This window comes from Agathobaculum sp. Marseille-P7918 (genome assembly GCF_900625105.1).
Lineage (GTDB): Bacteria > Bacillota > Clostridia > Oscillospirales > Butyricicoccaceae > Agathobaculum.
In genome coordinates this window covers 92,124-111,054 of sequence record NZ_UYYD01000002.1, presented here as the reverse complement: position 1 = coordinate 111,054, position 18,931 = coordinate 92,124, and the positions used below count along the sequence as shown (strand labels likewise).

The following is an 18,931-nucleotide window of genomic DNA, read 5'->3' as shown; positions in this document are numbered from 1 at the left end:
GTGGTATAATCATGCTATCAAGCCTGGGAGGGATCGGGATGAAAAAGGCGGGATATGTGGTTTGCTATGCAGCGGTGCTGTGGTCGTTCTATGTGATGGTTCTATATGCCCTGACGGTTTTCGATACAGGCGGCTTTCTTGGCCTGTACAGCGGCGCGGCATGGATGTATCAAACGCCCGTATTGTGGCTCGTACTGTTTTCAGCGCTGACCTGTGGTGCGATTGTGCGGTTGTTCCGCGGGCATGCGGGCGGCGCAGAGCGCATTGCTGCGCTGGGGCTGATCCCGCTGTCGCTCATCAGTGTATTCGGCTGGGCAATCATCACCGCGTTGGTTGCCGCAGTCTGATTGGATAAGGAGAAAAAGATGTACCAACCTTTAGCGGATAAAATCCGCCCGAAAACGCTGGACGATGTGGTCGGCCAGCAGCATCTGCTCGGCAAAACCGGCCTGCTGCGCCGTGTGATCGAGTCGGGCACGATCCCAAATATGATTTTTTATGGCCCGTCCGGCGTGGGCAAGACCACGGTCGCGTCCATTATTGCAAAGCAGACGGAAAGAAAGCTATACCACCTCAACGCCACCACCGCGGGCATCGCGGACATCAAGGCGATCATCGACGAGCTGGACACCTTCCTTGCGCCCAACGGCGCGCTGGTCTATCTGGACGAGATCCAGTATTTCAACAAAAAACAGCAGCAGAGCCTTTTGGAGTTCATCGAGACGGGCAAGATGACGCTGATCGCGTCCACGACCGAAAACCCGTATTTCTACGTCTATAACGCGATCCTCAGCCGCAGCACGGTCTTTGAGTTCAAGCCTATCGAGGCTGCGGACATGCAGCGCGCGGTCGAGCGGGCGTTTTCGCTCGCCATCGGGGACAAGGGCACGCCCATCGAGGACGGCGTCGCGGCTTATATCGCACAGGCGGTCGGCGGAGACGTGCGCAAGGCGCTCGGCGCGGTCGAACTGCTCGTGCTGGGCGCGGGCAAGGACGGCGTAACGCTTGCGGATGCGCAGCAGGCCGCGCAGCGCTCCAACATGCGCTACGACCGCGACGGCGACAGCCATTACGATATTCTGTCCGCGCTGCAAAAGTCCGTGCGCGGCTCGGACCCCGACGCCGCGCTGTATTATCTCGCGCGCCTTTTGGAGGCGGGCGATATGATCTCGGCCGCGCGGCGCATGCTGGTCATCGCCAGTGAGGACATCGGCCTTGCCTATCCGCAGTGCGCCGCGATTGTCAAAGCGCTCGTGGACAGCGCGTTCCAGCTCGGCCTGCCCGAGGCACGCATTCCGCTCGCCGAGGCGATCATCCTGATGGCGACCGCGCCCAAGTCCAACAGCGCCGCCGCTGCGATCGACGCGGCCATGGCCGATGTGCGCGCAGGGCGCACGGGCGATATCCCGGCGCACATCAAGGACGCGCACTACGGCGGCGCGCAAAAGCTCGGCCGCGGGCTGACCTATCAGTATCCGCACGCCTTCCCCAACCATTGGGTGCAGCAGCAGTATCTGCCGGACGAGATCAAAGACGCGCATTACTACGACTATGGGCCGAATAAGGTGGAGCAGGCCGCCCGTGCCTACTGGGCGCGCATCAAGGGCACGCCATAACGTTCAGTCGAACACGGTGGCAATGTATTTGCGGTCGCAGCAGGCCGGGGTGTAGATCCATTTGTCGATGTGGCCCTCGGAGACGAAATACTGCGGCGGGTCGGGCGCGCCCGCAGGGGCGAGCACGTCGATCACGGTCAGCTTGATCTTCATGCGCTGCGGCAGGATGGACTTGATGTAAACCGACACGATCGTGCCGGGCGCGAGGTCGTCGCGCGGTTCGGCCAGACCGGACAGGTTGGGCGCCAGCTCGATGAAGATGCCGTATGGCTCGACCGAGCGCACCACCCCGCGCACGGTTTCGCCGGGCGAAAACAGCGCGGCGTTCTGCTCCCATGTGCCGAGCAGCTCGCGGTGGGTGAGCGAAACGCGCCGCGCCGCCCGATCGACCGCGCGCACCGCCGCGCGGATGCGCTGACCGACATGCAGCCGGTCGGCAGGGTGGAAAATGCGCGAAACCGACAGGTTTTCGATGCCGATGAGCGAGGCCACGCCGCAGCCGATATCGACAAACGCGCCAAAGCTCTCCAGATGGGTGACGGCGGCCGGAATGACGTCGCCCGGGCGCAGGGTTTCGAGCAAAAAGTCCTGCGCGCGCTGCTGGGCGATCGTGCGTGACAGCCAGATGAGCGGGGTATCCGCGCTTTCGTCGATCTCGGTGACGACAAAGCAGGTGGGCTTGCCCACGCGGGACAGGATGGCGATTTCGCGGGTTTCGCCTTCGGCCACGCCCAGCGCGCAGCACGCGCGCGGCATGATGCCCTCGGCAAAGCCGAAGTCGAACAGCAGGTCGTGCGCGGCGGTGCACCGCTGCGCGACCGCTTCCAGAATGGTGCCCGCATCCTGCGCCGCCCGCAGCCCGTCAAGGGACGCGAGCGCCTGCTGCACGGCGGGCTGCGCGGTGTAACTGCCCTCGGGCAGATAGCATTCGCTTGTTTTCATAATATAGCAGAGCCTCCTTTGGGGTCTGCCTTACTATATGAAAAAACGGCTGGGATTAGCACTGCAAATGTGGTATGATGAAAGCGGATATCATTCGGTTCGGAAAGGGGGAATGCAGTATGGACGTGCAGGTCGGCGATCTGCTGACGATGAAAAAGCCGCATCCCTGCGGCTCCAAACAGTGGAAGGTGCTGCGCACGGGAATGGATTTCAAACTCAAGTGCACGGGCTGCGGGCATGAGGTCATGCTGCCGCGTGCCAAAGCGGAAAAGAACATCAAACTGATCGAACGGGAGGGGAAACCGGTATGTTGATCGACGGAAAACAGATGCATTTGCAGATCACCAAGGGCGATGTGGGCCGCTATGTGATTTTGCCGGGCGACCCGGCGCGCTGCGCGAAGATCGCGCGCTATTTTGACGACCCCAAACAGATCGCGCAGAACCGCGAGTACACGATCTGGACGGGTACGCTGGACGGCGAGCCGGTCGCGGTGTGCTCGACCGGCATCGGCGGTCCGTCGGCCGCGATCGCGCTGGAAGAGCTGGTCGAGTGCGGCGCGGACACCTTTATCCGCGTGGGCACCTCGGGCGGCATCGTGGACGAGGTCTGCGGCGGTGATATCGTGATCGCGACCGCGGCCATCCGACAGGAGGGCACGAGCCGCGAATACCTGCCGGTCGAGTTCCCGGCGGCGGCGAATTTTGAGGTCGTTAGCGCGCTGCGGGACGCGGCGGTAAAGCTCGGCCTCAAGCACCACATCGGCGTCATCCAGTCCAAGGACAGCTTTTACGGCGAGATCCGCCCGGCGCAGCAGCCGATCGCGGACGAACTGCTTGCCAAGTGGAAGGCATGGAAGGCGGCGGGCGCGCTGACGAGCGAAATGGAGACCGCGGCGCTGCTGATCGTCTCGCAGGTGCTGCATGTGCGCTGCGGCGCGGTGCTCAACGTCCTGTGGAACGCGGACAACGACGAGGCGCCCAATATCCCGCCCGACGCTGCCGAGCGCGGCGTGCGCACGGCGGTCGAGGCGCTGCGCATCCTGATCCGGGAGGACAAGGCGCACTGACATGGAAAAGCAGAACAAACCAAAGCGCGCGGCCGATCTGGGCAAGGACCCGGTCGGCCCGCTTCTCCTGCGCCTTGCGCTGCCGACTGTGTGCGCGCAGGTGGTCAACCTTTTGTACAACATCGTCGACCGCATCTATATCGGGCAGATTCCGGTCGAGGGCAAGCTTGCGCTGACCGGCATGGGCGTGACCTTCCCGGTCATCACGCTGATCTCGGCATTTGCCGCGCTCATCGGCATGGGCGGCGCGCCGCGCGCCTCGATCGCGCTGGGCGCGGGCGAGCACGAGCGGGCAGAGCGCACGCTCGGCACCTGCACCGCCGCGCTGTGGGGGCTGGCGATCGTGCTGACCGTGCTGTTCCTGCTGTTTCAGGAGCCGCTGCTCGTGCTGTTCGGCGCGTCGCAGGATACGCTGCCCTATGCGATGCAGTACCTCAACATCTATGTGCTGGGCACGATCTTTGTGATGACCGCGCTCGGCCTCAACGGCTTTATCACCGCGCAGGGCAAGTCCGGCGTTGCAATGAAAACCGTGCTGATCGGCGCGATTTTGAATGTCGTGCTCGACCCGGTGTTCATCTTTGTGTTCGGGCTGGGCGTGCGTGGCGCCGCGATCGCGACCGTCATTTCGCAGGCGGTTTCCGCCTTGTGGGTGGTGCGGTTTTTGACCGGCAGCAAGACTACGCTGCGGCTGAAAAAAGCGTTTTTCCGGCTGGACAAGCGGCTGTTGCTGCCCGCGATCGCGCTGGGCGCGTCGCCGTTTGTCATGCAGTCCACCGAAAGCCTGCTGACCGTGACCTTCAACGTCTCCTTGCAGCAATATGGCGGCGACCTCGCCGTCGGCGCGATGACCATCCTGACCTCGGTCGCGCAGATGGTGCAGATGCCGCTGATGGGACTAGCGCAGGGCGCGCAGCCCATCCTCAGCTTCAACTACGGCGCGCGGCGGCCCGACCGCATGAAGCAGACCGTGCGGTACAACCTGCTGGCGGCGTTCGTGTTTGCGACAGCCGTCTGGGCGCTCGCGATGCTTGCGCCGCACATGTTGGCGCGCCTGTTCGCGCACGACAGTGCGTTGATCGACGAGACGGCGTGGGCGCTGCGCATCTATTTCGCCGTCGGCTTTGTCGCGGCGTTCCAGAACACGTTCCAGCAAAGCTTTGTCGCGCTGGGCGAGGCCAAGATCTCGCTGTTCCTCGCGCTTGAGCGCAAGATCATCCTGCTCATCCCGATGATCCTGATCCTGCCGTACTTCTTTGAGGACAAGCTGTTTGCGGTGTTCTTTGCCGAGCCGGTCGCGGACCTGCTCGCCGCTGCGACGACCACCACGTTGTTCCTCATCCGCTTCCGGCAGATCGTGCGTGGCATGCCGGATCAAACGAAAACAGCGCCGTAAGGCGTATATAACAGAAAACAGGCTCCCAAATGGGAACCTGTTTTCATAAAAGCCGAGGACATGCGCCTCGGCTTTTATACAAGGAAGAGAAAACATTTCGCGTGTCGGAATGTTTTATCGTTTGGGACGCATCCGCGCTTTTGCGCGGTGCGTCCCTTCTCGATTGCAAGCGTGTCTTGCAATCGAAGTTATTCGAGTTCAAACGCGCCGGTATACAGCTGATAGTATTTGCCGTGTTCGGCGATCAGCTGCTCATGGTTGCCGCGCTCGATGATGTGGCCGAGCTGGAGCACCATGATGACGTCCGCGTTCTGGACGGTGGACAGACGGTGCGCGATGACGAATACCGTGCGGCCGTACATCAGGCTGTCCATGCCGGCCTGTACGATCGACTCGGTGCGGGTGTCGATGCTGCTCGTCGCCTCGTCGAGGATCATGACCGGCGGGTCGGCCACGGCCGCGCGCGCGATCGAGATCAGCTGGCGCTGGCCCTGCGACAGGCTGCCGCCCTCGCCGTCGATGACGGTGTCGTAGCCGTCCGGCAGGCGGCGGATGAAGTCATCGGCGTTCGCCAGCTGCGCGGCCGCCTCGACTTCCTGATCGGTCGCGTCCAGGTTGCCGTACCGGATGTTGTCGCGGATCGTGCCGGTGAACAGGTTGGTATCCTGCAAAACGATGCCCAGCGAGCGGCGCAGATCGGCTTTTTTGATCTTGTTGATGTTGATGCCGTCGTAGCGGATCTTGCCGTCTGCGATGTCGTAAAAGCGGTTGATGAGGTTGGTGATCGTGGTCTTGCCCGCGCCGGTCGCGCCGACGAACGCGACTTTCTGGCCGGGCTCGGCGTACAGCGTGATGTTGTGCAGCACGATCTTATCCGGGTTGTAACCGAAGTCCACGTCGTAGAACCGCACATCACCCTTGACCTGCTGATAGGTGATCGTGCCGTCCTCGTGCGGGTGCTTCCACGCCCAGATGTTGGTCTTTTCCGGGGTTTCGACCAGGTTGCCCTGCTTGTCGTACTTGGCGTTGACCAGCGTGACATAGCCGTTGTCCTGCTCAGGCTCTTCGTCCATCAGCTCGAAGATACGCTCGGCGCCGGCCAGCGCCATGATGATCGAGTTGAACTGCTGCGAGATCTGGGTCACCGGCATGGTGAACGACTTGGTCAGCTGCAGGAAGGAGGCGATAACGCCGATGGTGATGCTGCTGCCGACCACGCCGGACAGCGCCAGCGTGCCGCCGACCACAGCCACCAGCACATACAGCAGGTTGCCGATGTTGGACATGATCGGCATGAGGATGTTGGCAAAGGTGTTCGCGTTCTTGGCGCTTTCGCGCAGCGCGTCGTTGAGCACATCAAACTGTTCTTCGCACTTTTCCTCGTGGCAGAACACCTTGACGACCTTCTGGCCGCCGATCATTTCCTCAATATAGCCGTTGACCTTGCCCAGCGCGGTCTGCTGTTCGAGGAAGAAGCGGGCGGACTGGCCGCCGATGCGCTTGACGACCACCAGCATCACGGCGATGCCGAGCAGCACGAAGATGGTCAGCCAGACGTTGGTCACCAGCATGGCGATGAACACTGCGATGATGGTGATCAGCGAGGAGAACATCTGCGGCACGGACTGGCTGAGCATCTGCTGCAGCGTGTCGGTATCGTTGGTGAAGTGGCTCATCAGATCGCCGTGGGTGTGCGTGTCGAAATAGCGGATGGGCAGCTTCTGCATGCGCTCGAACATTTCGTCGCGCACCTGCTTGAGGATGCCCTGCGAGATCGAAACCATGATGCGGTTATACAGGAAGGTCGAAAGAATGCCCACCAGATAAACCAGCGCCATGAGCGTGATCGCGTGGATCAGGCCGGTAAAGACCGGCGAGGCCTGCAAAAGCAGCGGCGCGATATAGTCGTCGATCAGCACGCGCAGGAACATCGAACCTGCCACGTTCGCCACCGCGGACAACAGGATGCAGATCAGCACCACGGCGAACTGCACGGCGTAGCCGCCTCTAAAGTAACGAAGCAGGCGTGCGAGCGTTTTCTTCGGGTTTTTGCTGCGCTTGCCGCCGGCCATCTGGCCGCGGCGGCCCGGACCGCCCATCGGTCCTCTCATTCCGGGTCCCGGCATTATTCCTCGCCTCCTTTCTTCATCTGCTGGTTGTAGATTTCCTGATAAATGGTGTTGCTTGCCAGCAGCTCGTCATGCGTGCCGACCGCCTGGATGGCGCCGCCGTCCAGGATGACGATCTGGTCCGCGTCCTGCACGGACGAGATGCGCTGCGCAATGATCAGCTTGGTCGTGTTCGGGATCTCCTCCGCGAACGCCTTGCGGATGAGCGCGTCGGTCTTGGTATCGACCGCGCTGGTCGAGTCGTCGAGGATGAGCACCTTGGGCTTTTTCAGCAGTGCGCGGGCGATACACAGGCGCTGCTTCTGGCCGCCGGATACGTTGGTGCCGCCCTGCTCGATGTAGGTGTCGTACTTATCCGGCATCTGCTCGATGAACTCGTCGGCCTGCGCCAGACGGCACACACGCTCGAGCTCCTCGTCGCTGGCGTGCTCGTCGCCCCAGCGCAGGTTTTCCTTGATCGTGCCGGAGAACAGCACGTTTTTCTGCAATACCATCGCGACCTGCTCGCGCAGCGCCTCGATGTCGTAGTCGCGCACGTCCACGCCGCCGACCTTGACCGAACCGGTGGTCACATCATACAGACGCGGGATGAGCTGCACGAGGGTGGATTTTGCCGAACCGGTGCCGCCCAGGATGCCGATGGTCTGGCCGGCCTTGATGTGCAGGTTGACGTCGCGCAGCGCGAGCTTGTGCTCGTCGCCCTTGTAGCTGAAATTGACGTTTTCAAAGTCGATATCGCCGCTTTTCACTTCCATAACCGGGTTTTCCGGGTTATGCAGGTCGGATTTCTCCTCCAGCAGCTCGACGATACGTTCCGCACTGGCCTTGGACATGGTGATCATGACGAAAACCATGGCGACCATCATCAGGCTCATCAGGATCTGCATCGCGTAGGAGAACAGGCTGGTCAGCTCGCCGGTCGTCATGGAGCCGCCGACGATCAGACGCGCGCCGAACCACGAGATGAGCAGCATGCAGGCGTACATGCAGAACTGCATGAGCGGCATAACGCCGGCCATGGTTTTCTGCGCCTTGGAGAACTGGCGGTACAGCAGGCCGGATACGCCCTTGAACTTTTCGGTTTCGTGATCCTCACGCACATAGGCCTTGACCACGCGGATGCCGCGCACATTTTCCTGCACGACCGTGTTCATGCGGTCGTAGGTTTTGAACACGCGCTCAAATACCGGCGCGACGCTCTTCATCAGCAGACCCAGACCGATGGCCAGCACCGGCAGCACGCACAGGAAGATGAGCGCCAGCTGGCCGTTGATCTGGAAGGCCATCACCAGCGCGAACACCAGCATGACCGGGCAGCGCACCGCGATGCGCGTGCACATCTGGAACGAGTTCTGCACGTTGGTGACGTCGGTCGTCAGACGGGTGACGATCGAGCCGGTGGAGAATTTATCGATATTGGAGAACGAGAAATCCTGTACCGCATAATACATGTCGTGGCGCAGGTTGCGGGCAAAGCCCGTGGAAGCCCGCGCGGCATAGGTGCCCGCCGCCGCGCCGAAAACCAGCGCGAGCATAGCGCAGACGATCAGAATGATGCCGTATTTCCAGATTTCTCCCATATTTTGCGCATCAATGCCCTTGTCGATCAGCAGTGCCATCACCGCGGGGATGACGACCTCCATCACGACCTCGAGCACGACGAAAAACGGCGTGAGCAGCGCGTCTTTTTTGAACTCACGCACGCTTTGTAACAGCCTCTTAATCATCCTTGTCCCTCCGAAGCTTTGCGTTGATAATTTTCCAGATTGGCACGGATTTTGTCACAGACACGAAACCAGACGGCCAGATCTTCCGGATCGATGCCCTCTTCCATGAGCGCCTCGGTCTGTACCATGGCCTGTTGGATGCGCTCATACAGCGCTTTGGCCCGGTCGGTCAGCACCAGCCGCTTGAGCCGCCGGTCCTGTTCGACCGGCTCCCGCAGCAGCAGACCGTGCTCCTCCATCAGGTTGAGGATGCCCGTGGCCGTTGACCGCCGGATGCGGAATTGGGTTTCGACATCCCGCTGGAAGCGGGGTTCCGTGGTCTGCATCAAGAACCACAGGATCATGGACTGCATCCCGGTGATGTTTTCCATTTCGCCCTTGCCGGTGGTGCAGATCATTTGCCGTTTGAGCAGGTTACCCAGCATGCCAAGCTCCGTGCCGATACGCTTGTCACACACTTTGTTAGCCTCCTTACTATTAGCTTACTAACACATTATAGCGGGTTGCGGGGCAATGTCAACCATCTTCACAGAATGTTCAAAAAAAGCCTGCCGCATGTCAATACGGCAGGCTGGGACCGGATGGTTTTTGTGCAGTTTTATGGTTGGTAGGGAGGGGCGAGATACAGCGCCTGCAAAAGCGCGCGGCCGGTGCGCGTGCGGAACAGCCGCTCGTCCGCGGTTTGGCAGGCTTCCCGCGCAAGACCGTCCTCATAGGCGTTGACCAGAAAATCCGCTTCCAGCAGGATGCGGAAGTCCGTGTCCTCGGATGCAGCATAGGTGTGATGATGCGCGATCAGCCACAGGATTCGCTCGCTTGCCGCCGGGTCCGCGCCCACCTGCGCCAGCAGCGGCGCGGCGACCGCCGGGCCTTCCGCCTCCTGCCACGGTCCGGCGGACGAGCCGTGTTTGCGTTCGGCCTCGTGGATGCCGATGTCGTGCAGGACGGCGGCGGCTTCCAGCGTGTTCTGCGTGTGCGCGTCCAAGCCTTCGCGCTGCGCGATCAGGCGGCAGAAGGCATGCACCTTAAGAAAATGCTGCACGCGGCGCGCATCGCCTGCGTCATAGGCGATGGCCAGTTCGGTCAGCTTGGCAATGTCTATCATATTAGAAGCCCTCCCATTGGTATTTGCTCATGTCCACGCGGCCGTCCTCCGTGAACGCTATGCCGTCCGCTTCGAGCAGGGCGCGCTGCACATCCGCGCCGCCAAACGCAAAAGCGGGCGAGGTGCGGCCGTCCTTGGTCACCACGCGATAACAGGGGATGCCTTCGGGATCGGGGTTGGCGTGCAGCGCATAGCCGACCACCCGCGCCCAGCGTGGGTTGCCCGCGAGAAATGCCACCTGGCCATAGGTCGCCACGGTGCCGCGCGGGATGCGGCGCACCACTGCATAAATTCGTTCAAAAGTCGTCATTTTGCAAGTTTCTCCTTTTACGGTTTCATTATATCAGCGAAAAGTCACAATTTCCATCCCTTTCGCGAAAGAAAAAAATGTATATTATTAACACGCTAAAGTATTGCGCTCTCCGGCGAAATACTATATAATAGGGGTTGCACTACCGCAAGTATGTGAGTTATTCCGCACCTTTTTCTAAAGATAGGAAAGAGACTGCGGCAGAAATGTAAGGAGGATCATAAAATGGCACTTACCAATTCTTACCTCAAGCGCGTTTTTGAAACCGTTCAGAAGCGCAACCCGAACGAGCCGGAATTTCAGCAGGCGGTTCTCGAAGTTCTCGAAAGCTTTGAGCCGGTTGTCGAAGCCCGTCCCGAGCTGGAGAAGAACGGTATCATCGAGCGCATCGTTGAGCCGGAGCGCATGATCATGTTCCGCGTTCCGTGGGTAGACGACGAGGGCAAGGTTCAGGTCAACCGCGGCTTCCGCGTACAGTTCAACTCCGCGATCGGCCCCTACAAGGGCGGTCTGCGCTTCCATCCGTCGGTCAACGCTTCGGTCATCAAGTTCCTGGGCTTTGAGCAGTGCTTCAAGAACAGCCTGACCAGCCTGCCCATGGGCGGCGGCAAGGGCGGCTCCGACTTCGACCCGAAGGGCAAGTCCGATGCGGAAGTTATGCGTTTCTGCCAGTCCTTTATCACCGAGCTTTCCAAGCACATCGGCCAGTTCACCGACGTACCGGCGGGCGATATCGGTGTTGGCGGCCGTGAAATCGGCTTTATGTACGGCCAGTACAAGCGCCTGCGCAACGAGTTCACCGGCGTTCTGACCGGCAAGGGCCTGTCCTACGGCGGCTCGCTGGCTCGTACCGAGGCGACCGGTTACGGCCTGTGCTACTACATGAAGGAAATGCTCGCTTATAAGGGCACTTCGTTTGAGGGCAAGACGGTTGCCATCTCCGGTTCGGGCAACGTTGCCATCTACGCTTGCCAGAAGGCGACCGAGCTGGGCGCGAAGGTTGTTACCATGTCCGACTCCAACGGCTTTGTTTACGATCCCAACGGCATCAACCTGGATGTTGTCAAGGACATCAAGGAAGTCAAGCGCGGCCGCATCAAGGAATACGCAGAGCGCGTTCCGGGCAGCACCTACACCGAGGGCCAGCGTCCGTGGAGCGTCAAGTGCGATATCGCGCTGCCGTGCGCGACCCAGAACGAGCTGGATGAGAACGACGCCAAGGCTCTGATCGCCAACGGCTGCAAGTTCGTTGCAGAAGGCGCGAACATGCCGTCCACCCCGGAAGCTGTTGCGGCGTTCCAGGCAAACGGCGTATTCTTCGGCCCGGCAAAGGCTGCTAACGCGGGCGGCGTTGCAACCTCCGGCCTCGAGATGAGCCAGAACTCGCTGCGTCTGAGCTGGACCTTCGAAGAAGTCGACCAGCGCCTGCACGACATCATGGTCAACATCTTCAAGACCTGCATCACCGCAGCCGAGAAGTACGGCCACAAGGACAACCTGGTGATGGGCGCCAACATCGGCGGCTTCGAGAAGATCGCCGACGCGATGCTCGCACAGGGCGTATGCTGATTCTCGATTGAAACCACGCTTTCAATCGAATGAACACCCTTGACAGGCTTCGCCTGTAAGGGTTATTGCAGAAAAACAGGCTCGGAATGATGATTCCGGGCCTGTTTTTCTGTTTGTAAAAACCGGTCCGGCAGAGCCGGGCCGGTTTTTGAAACAGGCGGCTTTCGGTTCCCTTCGCCGCCTGTTTCTGATGGACGGCGCGCGGGGCGCGCATGTGGGCGCGGCGGGCATATTCCTGTCCCTCCTTCGCATAAGCTGTACCAAGTGAAAGGAGGCGGCGGAACATGACGGGAAGACGGCCGGTGCGCAAGCGCGCGGGCAGCGGCAAGGGGCTTTTGCTGGTGGTAGCGCTGGTGCTTGCTGCGGGAATCGTCAAATATGCGGATACGCCGTTTGCGGTCGCCGCGCGGGAAAAGGCGGCGGACGTGCTTGCGGGCGCGCCGGGCGTGGACCGGGTGCTCTCGGTATTTGGCGGGGAGGACGCGGACGCGGTGTTCGGCGAGCAGGACGGAGCGGCGTCGGATTACGCGGCGTCCTCGGGCGGCGCGGAGGATGTGCTCGGCCGGGAGCAGAGTCTGTTCCCGGATACGGTGGACCAAACCGTGCACGCGCTGTCCTTCGAGCACGCGCAGCCGACCGAGGGCACGCTGACCTCGGGTTTTGGCAGCCGGCTCAGCCCGACCACGGGCGAACCCGCGTTCCACTACGGGCTGGACATCGCCGCGGATGAGGGCACGCCGATCGCGGCCTTTGCCGACGGCACGGTGCGCGAGGTCGGCGAATCCGACTACGGCAAGTACCTGATCGTCGATCACGCGGACGGCTTTTCGACGTTATATGCGCATTGCAGCAGCATTTCGGTGGGCGTGGGCGATGAAGTGCAGTGCGGCGGCGAGATCGCGCTCGTCGGCCAGACGGGCAACGCGACCGGCCCGCACCTGCATTTTGAGCTGTGGAAGGACGGCATGGCGCTCGACCCGTCGGACTATCTGGAAGCGGCGTGACGCGCGGCCGGGTCGAGGTACGGGACGGGTTTGTCGTGCTGCTGGCCGCGCTGTGGTGCGCAGACCGGACAAACGTGCTGCCGCTTGTGCTGCTGGCCGCGGCGGTGCATGAGGGCGGGCACTTGCTGGTGCTGCATCTGTCCGGCGGACGGCTGCGCCGCCTGACGCTGACCTGCTGTGGGGCGGTGCTGCACTGCGCGCTGCCCGCGGAGCGCTGCGCGCGGGCGGCGGTCTGTCTGGCCGGTCCGGCGGCAAGCTTTGCGCTCACCGCGCTGGCAGAGGGATGCGGCGGGTACCGGCTCGCGGGCGCAAGCATGCTGCTCGGCGCGTTCAACCTGCTGCCTCTGCCGCCGCTTGACGGCGGGATGGCGCTTGCGCATCTGTGCGCGGGCAGCGCGCAGCCTGTGCGTGCCGCGCTCGCGCTGCTGAGCGGCGCGGGCCTGCTGTTTGGCGGATTTTGGCTGCTGCGTACGGGCGGCGGGTGCTGGCTGCTGCTCATCGGTGCGCTGATCGGGGTGAAAAGTGCGAAAAACCTTGCCAATGACATCAAAATGCGGTAAGATAAAAGTAATCACAGAGGCTTGCTGGAACGGAGGCATTATGTATCAGATCGGCGATAAGGTCGTTCATCCACTGCATGGCGCAGGCGTGATTGCAGATATTGTCGAGCGCACGATTGACGGTGTGCCCGCGATGTATTTTGCACTCCGGCTCGCGCTGGACGATACAGAACTGTTCATCCCGATCGATGCGTGTGAAAAGCTGGGCATCCGTCCGGTCTGTTCCCGCGCGCAGGCGGAGGCCTTTTTGCAGCAGCTGGACGACATCGCCCGCAGCGAAAACAAGGGCTGGAACCAGCGGTACCGGGAGAATATGCTGCACATCCGGTCGGGCGACCTGCACGAGGTGGCGCAGGTGGTCAAAAGCCTGACCGCACGCGACCGGGAGCGCGGCCTGTCCACCGGGGAGAAGAAAATGCTGCTTTCTGCGCGGCAGATTCTGGAGTCCGAGCTGTGCTTCGCGCTGGAATGCAGCCCGCAGGAGATCGCCCAGGTGATTGATCAACATTTGAATGGATAACCGCAAGGCTTTGCATCAGGGCAAAGCCTTTTTTCAAAGGAGAAGTTGTATATGCAGGGAAAAAAGAAAAAATCCGCACCCGCAGCGGTGTGCGCGGTGATCGTGGCGGCGGGTTCGTCGCGCCGCATGGGCGGAGAGAACAAGCTGCTGCTGCCGCTCGCGGGCGCGCCTGTGCTGGCGCACACGCTGTCCGCCTTTGAAAAGTGCGCGACCGTGCGCGACATTGTGCTGGTCTGCCGCGAGCAGGACATCATGCCCTATACCGATCTGGCGCGTGCGTGCGGCATTTCCAAGCTGCGCACGGTCACGCGCGGCGGCGACAGCCGCACGGCGTCCGTGCTGGCGGGCATCACGGCTGCGCCCGAGGATACCGTGCTGGTTGCAGTGCATGACGGCGCGCGGCCGCTGGTTTCCGAGGCGGTCATCACCGAAGCGGTGTATGCCGCGGCCGAGTGCGGCGCGGCGGCGCCGGTCGTGCCGGTCAAGGACAGCATCAAGCGCATCGAAAACGGCTGCATCGCGGCCGATGTGCCGCGCGACACGCTGGCGGCGGTGCAGACCCCGCAGGTGTTCCGGCGCGAGGTGCTGCTGCGCGCGCTGCGCGAGGCGCAGCGGCAGGGCCGTTCGTTCACCGACGACTGCGCGGCGGTCGAAGCGCTGGGGCAGACCGTGCGCGCCACGCACGGCAGCTACGAAAACATCAAGATCACCACGCCCGAGGACATTCCGGCCGCCGAGGCGTTTTTGAACAGGGAGGACGACTGACCATGCGCATTGGACACGGATACGACGTACACCGGCTGGTGGAAGGCCGCAAATGCATCATCGGCGGGGTGGACATCCCGCACGAGACCGGGCTGGACGGGCATTCGGACGCGGACGTGCTGGTGCACGCAGTGATGGACGCGCTGCTCGGCGCGCTGGCGCTGGGCGACATCGGCAAGCACTTTCCGGACACCGACCCGCGCTACAAGGGCGCGGACAGCATGGCGCTTTTGCGGCATGTGGCGGCGCTGATCGCCAAGGAGGGCTACCGGCTGGGCAATCTGGACGCGACCGTGCTCGCGCAGGCGCCCAAGCTCGCCCCGCACATCCTGCAGATGCGCGAGAACATTGCTGCGGCGCTCGGCTGCGAGGTGGGGCGCGTGTCGGTCAAGGCGACGACCGAGGAAAAACTCGGCTTTACCGGCGCAAAGCAGGGCATCGCGGCGCATTGCGTCTGCCTGCTCGAGCGGGCGGAATAAGGCGCGGATAAACCGCACACACGGGCAGACCCGGACGCCGTCCGGGCCTGCTTTTTTGCGCCGCGGGCCGCGTCGTCCCGGCGGCGGGTGCGGCGGATGCAAAGAAACCTGCGTGGGACTGAAACCGGTTGCATGATTCCTTGCACGGCGGACAAATGTTTTTCGGAAGAAAGCACAAAATTTACATTTTTGTTCAAAAGATAATCGGTATTTTATCCGAAATTGCCCGTAAATTGAAAAAAACGATGCCAGTTTGGCGGAAACGTAGTATAATAAAAACTAATCTGAACGCTTTACAGAACAAAATATTCTGCGGGGCGGGGGAGATTATACAGTAAAGGAGAAGATTACCATGAAGAAAAGTCTCAGCATGCTGCTGGCCGGCCTGATGCTGGTCGGTGCGCTGGCTGGCTGCGGCGGCGATACCGCGAGCACGGATTCCGGCGACAGCAGTGCATCCGGCACGGCGTTTAAGATCGGCGGTACCGCTCCGCTGACCGGCGACGCGGCGATTTACGGCAACGCGGTTGCGCGCGGCGCGCAGATCGCGGCGGACGAGATCAACGCCCAGGGCGGCATCCAGATCGAGCTGAAGTTTGAGGACGACGAGAACAACACCGAGAAGGCTGTCAACGCGTACAACAACCTCAAGGACTGGGGCATGCAGCTGTCTCTGGGTTCGGTTACTTCCAAGCCCTGTGAGGCCATTTCCACCGATATCAACACCGACCGCATCTTTGCACTGACCCCGTCGGCATCTTCGGTTGCCACCACCGAGGGCAAGGACAACGTGTTCCAGATGTGCTTCGCTGACCCGAACCAGGGCACCGCTTCCGCTGACTACATCTCGGAGCAGAAGCTCGGCACCAAGATCGCGATCATCTGGAAGAACGACGACGTTTACTCCACCGGCATCCACGACAAGTTTGTCGCTGAGGCCAAGGCCAAGGGTCTGGAGATCGTTTCCGAAACCACCTTCACCGACGCTTCCGCAACCGACTTCTCGGTTCAGCTGAACGACGCCAAGAGCAAGGGCGCGGACCTGATTTTCCTGCCGATGTACTACACCCCGGCATCCCTGATCCTGACGCAGGCCAACTCCATGGGCTACGCACCGAAGTTCTTCGGCGTGGATGGCATGGACGGCATCCTGACGGTTGAAAACTTCGACACCAGCCTGGCGGAAGGCGTTATGCTGCTGACCCCGTTCAACGCGGACGCAACCGACGACAAGACCGTGGCTTTCGTTGAGAAGTACAAGGAAGCATACAGCGAGGTTCCGAACCAGTTCGCAGCGGACGCATATGACTGCATCTACGCGTATGCACAGGCGCTTGAGGCTGCCGGCGCTACGCCCGACATGTCCAACGAAGAGCTGTGCGACGCGATGATCGAGCAGTTCACCTCCATGACCTTCAACGGCCTGACCGGCGAGAACATGACCTGGGATTCCACCGGTGCGGTTTCCAAGAGCCCGAAGGGCATGGTCATCGAGAACGGCGCATACGTAGGTATGTAAAACCGGCCTGAGAGGGACGATATCCCTTTCGGAACATGTTAAAATGGTGTGCGCGGCGCGCACCCGAACACAAAAGACGCAAGTGAGAATCAAAGGAGGGCGCCGTATTGATGACGGGCCCTCCTTTGTCCTTCTCCCATTTACCGGCATTATGGGGTGGGGCGACGGCTTGACCGACCCTGCCAAGCCACCGCCCCATCCCACAAACGGACAAGAGAAATGAAAAAGATTTGAGGTGTATGAAACCATGAGCTTTCTCAATCATCTGATCAGCGGCATCAGTCTGGGAAGTATTTATGCGATCATCGCGCTGGGATACACGATGGTCTACGGCATTGCAAAAATGCTGAACTTTGCTCACGGCGATGTCATCATGGTCGGCGGCTATATGTGCTTCTGCGCCACGACCTATCTGGGCTGGCCGCCGATCGCGGGCGTGCTGCTGGCGGTCGTGGTCTGCACGGTGCTCGGCGTGGTCATCGAGCGCCTGGCGTACAAGCCGCTGCGCATGGCGCCGTCGCTCGCCGTTCTGATCACGGCCATCGGCGTTTCCTACTTTTTGCAGAACGCGGCGCTGCTTATCTGGGGCTCGAGCACAAAGAGCTTTACCTCGGTGGTCGGCGGCGACCCGATCCAGCTGTTCGGCGGACAGCTGACCATCACCCGCGTGACCATCGTCACGATCGTGGCGTGCGTCATCATCATGGTGGCGCTGACGCTGTTCACCACCAAGAGCAAGATGGGCACTGCGATGCGCGCGGTGTCCGAGGATAAGGGCGCGGCGCAGCTGATGGGCATCAACGTCAACACGACCATTTCGCTGACCTTTGCCATCGGCTCGGGCCTTGCGGCGATCGCGGGCGTGCTGCTCTGCTCGGCGTATCCGACCCTGCTGCCGACGACCGGCTCGATGCCCGGCATCAAGGCGTTCACCGCGGCTGTATTCGGCGGCATCGGCTCGATCCCGGGCGCGCTGCTGGGCGGCATCCTGCTGGGCGTGATCGAGATTTTCGCCAAGGCGTACATCTCGACCCAGCTGTCGGACGCAATCGTATTTGCGGTGCTGATCATCGTGCTGCTGGTCAAGCCGGACGGCCTGCTCGGCAAGCATGTCAGTGAAAAGGTTTAAGGGGGCGGAACAAAATGAACAAACTGAAAAAATACGCCGCCTCCCGCAGCGGACGCGATACGCTGCTTTCCTTTGGTATTGTCATTGTCGCATTCGTTGTGGTGCAGGCGCTGGTGCTGACCGGCGGCATTTCCAGCTCGATGAAGGGCTTGCTCGTGCCGATCTGCGCGTATATCATCATGGCGGTATCGCTTAACCTGACGGTCGGTATTCTGGGCGAGCTGTCGCTCGGCCACGCGGGCTTTATGTCGGTCGGCGCGTTTTCCGGCATCGTGGTCACCACGAGCCTGGCGGACACCATTCCGTCCGGCGTGGTCCGTCTGATCCTTGCGATCATCGTCGGCGCGATCTGCGCCGCGATCGCGGGCGTGATCGTCGGCGTGCCGGTGCTGCGCCTCAAGGGCGACTATCTGGCGATCGTCACGCTGGCCTTCGGCGAGATCATCAAGAACATCATCAACGTCCTGTACATCGGCAAGGATGCGTCCGGCCTGCACTTCAGCATCCTCGAGCAGAAGTTTACGCTCGATGAGACCGGCAGCATGATTATTAACGGGCCGATGGGCGTTTCGGGCGTGGAAAAGCTGTCCAGCTTTGTTTCGGGCTTCATCCTCATCCTGATCACGCTGTTCATCATTCTCAACCTGATCAACAGCCGTTCGGGCCGCGCGATCATGGCGGTGCGCGACAACAAGATCGCGGCCGACTCGATCGGCATTTCCACCACGCACTACAAGCTGATGGCTTTCGTCATCTCCGCGGCGTTCGCGGGCATGGCGGGCGCGCTGTACGCGATGAACTATTCGACCATCACGGCGGCCAAGTTCGACTTCAACACGTCCATCCTGATCCTGGTATTCGTGGTGCTGGGCGGTCTGGGCAACATCTGGGGCTCGATCATCGCGGCGACCCTGCTGACCCTGCTGCCTGAGCTGCTGCGCGCGGTCAACAGCTACCGTATGCTGATTTACGCAATCCTGCTGATTGCGATGATGCTGTTTAACAACTCCTCGCTCAAGGAGCGCCTGCTGGAGAAGCGCGCCATGAAGCAGATGGAGAAGCTGGAGAAACATGATAAGGAGGGCGCGTGAC

The 18,931-nt window shown here is 61.3% G+C and carries 20 protein-coding genes; 14 read left to right on the top strand and 6 right to left on the bottom strand.

Annotated elements, in window-relative coordinates:
* Positions 1-38 precede the first annotated feature (38 nt).
* Both EJL02_RS04070 and EJL02_RS04065 read left to right on the top strand, forming a co-directional pair.
* Entirely contained in the window at positions 39-347 is a 309-nt protein-coding gene (locus EJL02_RS04070) for a hypothetical protein (protein ID WP_125115143.1), read from the top strand.
* Between the two features lie 18 nt (positions 348-365).
* Entirely contained in the window at positions 366-1,616 is a 1,251-nt protein-coding gene (locus EJL02_RS04065) for a replication-associated recombination protein A (RefSeq protein WP_125115142.1), read from the top strand.
* Between the two features lie 3 nt (positions 1,617-1,619).
* Here EJL02_RS04065 and EJL02_RS04060 read toward each other — a convergent pair whose 3' ends face one another.
* Entirely contained in the window at positions 1,620-2,558 is a 939-nt protein-coding gene (locus EJL02_RS04060; protein ID WP_125115141.1) for a S1 RNA-binding domain-containing protein, read from the bottom strand.
* Between the two features lie 119 nt (positions 2,559-2,677).
* On the opposite strand from EJL02_RS04060, the gene EJL02_RS04055 reads away from it, so the two are divergent.
* The 3 genes from EJL02_RS04055 to EJL02_RS04045 are packed head-to-tail and all read left to right on the top strand — an operon-like array spanning position 2,678 to position 5,023.
* Complete coding sequence (locus EJL02_RS04055; RefSeq protein WP_125115140.1) at positions 2,678-2,872, top strand: DUF951 domain-containing protein; 195 nt, start codon at positions 2,678-2,680, stop codon at positions 2,870-2,872.
* Complete coding sequence (udp, locus tag EJL02_RS04050; protein WP_125115139.1) at positions 2,866-3,627, top strand: uridine phosphorylase; 762 nt, start codon at positions 2,866-2,868, stop codon at positions 3,625-3,627. The genes EJL02_RS04055 and udp overlap by 7 nt, the downstream gene beginning before the upstream one ends.
* A gap of 1 nt (position 3,628) precedes the next feature.
* Positions 3,629-5,023: an MATE family efflux transporter gene (locus EJL02_RS04045; RefSeq protein WP_125115138.1), complete on the top strand. Its 1,395-nt coding sequence runs from the start codon at positions 3,629-3,631 to the stop codon at positions 5,021-5,023.
* Positions 5,024-5,211: 188 nt separating this feature from the next.
* On the opposite strand, the gene EJL02_RS04040 is transcribed toward EJL02_RS04045, so the two are convergent.
* From EJL02_RS04040 to EJL02_RS04020, 5 genes are all read right to left on the bottom strand, one after another.
* On the bottom strand, positions 5,212-7,134 hold the full coding sequence (locus EJL02_RS04040) for an ABC transporter ATP-binding protein (protein ID WP_125115544.1): 1,923 nt from the start codon (positions 7,132-7,134) through the stop codon (positions 5,212-5,214).
* Positions 7,135-7,148: 14 nt separating this feature from the next.
* Positions 7,149-8,879, bottom strand: coding sequence for an ABC transporter ATP-binding protein (locus EJL02_RS04035; RefSeq protein WP_125115137.1), 1,731 nt, complete (start codon positions 8,877-8,879; stop codon positions 7,149-7,151).
* Positions 8,876-9,337: a MarR family winged helix-turn-helix transcriptional regulator gene (locus tag EJL02_RS04030; protein ID WP_125115136.1), complete on the bottom strand. Its 462-nt coding sequence runs from the start codon at positions 9,335-9,337 to the stop codon at positions 8,876-8,878. Before EJL02_RS04030 ends, EJL02_RS04035 begins: the two co-directional genes overlap by 4 nt.
* Positions 9,338-9,477: 140 nt before the next feature.
* Positions 9,478-9,984, bottom strand: coding sequence for an HD domain-containing protein (locus tag EJL02_RS04025; protein WP_125115135.1), 507 nt, complete (start codon positions 9,982-9,984; stop codon positions 9,478-9,480).
* Position 9,985: 1 nt separating this feature from the next.
* Positions 9,986-10,294 (bottom strand): MGMT family protein, encoded by a 309-nt coding sequence (locus tag EJL02_RS04020; RefSeq protein WP_125115134.1) that lies wholly within the window; start codon positions 10,292-10,294, stop codon positions 9,986-9,988.
* Positions 10,295-10,519: 225 nt separating this feature from the next.
* Between EJL02_RS04020 and gdhA the strand changes: the two genes are divergently transcribed.
* From gdhA to EJL02_RS03975, 9 genes are all read left to right on the top strand, one after another.
* The gene (gene gdhA, locus EJL02_RS04015; protein ID WP_125115133.1) at positions 10,520-11,863 is read left to right on the top strand and encodes an NADP-specific glutamate dehydrogenase; all 1,344 of its coding nucleotides are present in this window, start codon (positions 10,520-10,522) and stop codon (positions 11,861-11,863) included.
* A gap of 284 nt (positions 11,864-12,147) precedes the next feature.
* On the top strand, positions 12,148-12,867 hold the full coding sequence (locus EJL02_RS04010; RefSeq protein WP_125115132.1) for a M23 family metallopeptidase: 720 nt from the start codon (positions 12,148-12,150) through the stop codon (positions 12,865-12,867).
* Positions 12,864-13,427: a peptidase M50 gene (locus EJL02_RS04005; RefSeq protein ID WP_125115131.1), complete on the top strand. Its 564-nt coding sequence runs from the start codon at positions 12,864-12,866 to the stop codon at positions 13,425-13,427. The genes EJL02_RS04010 and EJL02_RS04005 overlap by 4 nt, the downstream gene beginning before the upstream one ends.
* A 40-nt stretch (positions 13,428-13,467) precedes the next feature.
* Complete coding sequence (locus EJL02_RS04000) at positions 13,468-13,947, top strand: CarD family transcriptional regulator (RefSeq protein ID WP_164510281.1); 480 nt, start codon at positions 13,468-13,470, stop codon at positions 13,945-13,947.
* A gap of 51 nt (positions 13,948-13,998) precedes the next feature.
* Positions 13,999-14,712 (top strand): 2-C-methyl-D-erythritol 4-phosphate cytidylyltransferase, encoded by a 714-nt coding sequence (gene ispD, locus EJL02_RS03995; protein WP_164510280.1) that lies wholly within the window; start codon positions 13,999-14,001, stop codon positions 14,710-14,712.
* Between the two features lie 2 nt (positions 14,713-14,714).
* On the top strand, positions 14,715-15,191 hold the full coding sequence (gene ispF / locus EJL02_RS03990; protein ID WP_125115128.1) for a 2-C-methyl-D-erythritol 2,4-cyclodiphosphate synthase: 477 nt from the start codon (positions 14,715-14,717) through the stop codon (positions 15,189-15,191).
* 352 nt (positions 15,192-15,543) lie between these two features.
* The gene (locus tag EJL02_RS03985) at positions 15,544-16,710 is read left to right on the top strand and encodes an ABC transporter substrate-binding protein (protein ID WP_125115127.1); all 1,167 of its coding nucleotides are present in this window, start codon (positions 15,544-15,546) and stop codon (positions 16,708-16,710) included.
* Between the two features lie 247 nt (positions 16,711-16,957).
* Positions 16,958-17,839 carry a branched-chain amino acid ABC transporter permease gene (locus EJL02_RS03980; protein ID WP_125115126.1) on the top strand — a complete coding sequence of 294 codons (882 nt, stop codon included), beginning with the start codon at positions 16,958-16,960 and terminating at the stop codon, positions 17,837-17,839.
* A 14-nt stretch (positions 17,840-17,853) separates the two neighbouring features.
* A complete protein-coding gene (locus EJL02_RS03975; protein WP_125115125.1) occupies positions 17,854-18,930 on the top strand; it encodes a branched-chain amino acid ABC transporter permease in 1,077 nt (358 codons plus the stop codon).
* The last annotated feature ends 1 nt before the right edge of the window (position 18,931 follow it).